This window comes from Salinisphaera sp. G21_0, from assembly GCF_017744115.1.
Taxonomy (GTDB): Bacteria; Pseudomonadota; Gammaproteobacteria; order Pseudomonadales; family Endozoicomonadaceae; genus Endozoicomonas.
The window spans coordinates 1-1,751 of record NZ_JAGHQW010000155.1; the positions used below are offsets into that span (position 1 = coordinate 1).

Annotated in this window: 2 protein-coding genes; both read left to right on the forward strand. The window is 49.4% G+C overall.

The window, feature by feature from the left end; genetic code table 11:
• Positions 1 to 92: 92 nt before the first annotated feature.
• A complete protein-coding gene (locus tag J7439_RS25345; protein WP_209204838.1) occupies positions 93 to 560 on the forward strand; it encodes a terminase small subunit in 468 nt (155 codons plus the stop codon).
• 177 nt (positions 561 to 737) lie between these two features.
• A complete protein-coding gene (locus J7439_RS25350) occupies positions 738 to 1,469 on the forward strand; it encodes a hypothetical protein (RefSeq protein ID WP_209204839.1) in 732 nt (243 codons plus the stop codon).
• Positions 1,470 to 1,751 lie beyond the last annotated feature (282 nt).

Genomic DNA, 1,751 nt, shown 5'->3' on the forward strand with positions numbered 1-1,751 from the left:
AAGAGCTGCCTTATGCGGACACGGTTGAGAAACTGGAGCAGCTTCTACCCTGGGCAGTGAAGGCATCTCAAGAATAAGCTGATCTGGTAGGGTTGGCTATTACGCTGGTTAAATTGGCGCTTACCAAGCAACGCCGATTTGTTGATGAGTACCTTATCGACCAGAACGCTACCCGTGCAGCCATTGCCGCTGGGTATAGTCCAAAGACCGCCAGAGTCCAGGGGAGTCGATTGTTAGCAAATGCTGACATTTCTACAGAAATTCGTGCCCGGCAAAACAAACTCAGCCGTGAGTTGAATATTACGGCCCAGGACAAGCGGGCGAAGCTGTGGCAGATTGCGCAGTTCTGTAGCGAGAAAATGGAAAGGCCGGATGGTGAGTTGTGTATGCGTAACCCAAAGGCTGCTACGGCTGCTATTGCCGAGCTGAACAAGATGGACGGGGACTATCAGAAAAAGGCTGGCGAGGAGACCAAGGTTAACTTTATCCAGATATTTAGTTCCGATGATGAATTGCCCAATACCCACATTAACGCCACGGCCCTGCCGCTGGATGATTGATGAGGGGGGGGGAAGTACCCCCTATGCTGGACACAGGTTCACGCCCCCGCGTGTTGACGGTTCGTAGGGCTACACGCACGCAGTTTCCTGATAATACTTTGCTTCCGAATTGTTGTTTTGCCTGCCGGAAAATGGCAGTTTATGCCGTGAATAACAATAGCAAACGGAAGTACAGTAATGGCAAGTGGGCGACGTTTAAATGACCCCGATCTGGAAGAAGTTAGTATATCGGTAGAGCAGGCATGCTTGATGGTTCATGGCATTGATGGCATAGGCTCCTTTGCTGATTTTTCCCGGTGGTATGGCGAAAGGCTGGCAGAGGCTGAGCAATTCAAAAAGAACAATGCTGAAACGCTATATGAAGAAGTTAATAATTTCCTGACCAGCGGTATGTGGTTGGCCAGGCATTCTGAGGCAGATAAAACCCACAGTGATTTGCAGGCAAAGATTGAAAAAGGGGAGCTGCCTGATTGCTATATCAGCCAGGTTTACAACTCAAGATCTCGCCAGGAAGAAGACGTCTACTTTATCAGTTATAAAGACTTGAGGACTTACTGTTACGGTCGGGGAATATTTCCGGAGTTTCTGCTTCCGTTTGAGGATGAGAACCATAAGTTGCTTTCTGAAATTCGCCAGTTAACCGAGCGTGTGGCGGCGCTTGAAGCCGAACTGAACGAAGAAAGATCATACGCTGACCCAAACGACCCGCTTTTCAACAAGGAAGTGGCTGCTACCCTGGCGGCCTATAAGCACTTTCGATCACACAGGGAGCGAAAAAAAGACAGTGCCAAGTCTCGGGTTCGCCGATGGGTGCGAGAGAATTTCAGGCACGTCGGCCTGCACCAGAATAACACTGCGCTTATACGCATTTCTGAAGTGGTTAACTGGGAGGGCAAGAATGTTCGCTAACTCCCTCCCCCCTGTCTGAAAGGCTCTACCATCTGTATTTGCGGTTCCCTCCCCCCTGACATAGGCAGGGGCTCCCCCCCTTCTCAGTCTTTTTTTTGCTGGTCACTCTAAAAGTGCTGATTGCATAGACACGGAGGCATGTGACTGACGATGACTGATATGGCAAGGATTTTCCGGACACTTTTTTACGCTGCCTTGGCAAGTTTTTGCTCATACACGAACGGTGCCAGGTAGCTATTAGTCGAATGCTTTCTCTGACGGTTATAAAACACTTCGATATAC

Bases quoted from the DNA above. Each gene is read 5' to 3' on its own strand.
- J7439_RS25350 (WP_209204839.1), top strand. From the start codon at position 738: ATGGCAAGTGGGCGACGTTTAAATGACCCCGATCTGGAAGAAGTTAGT.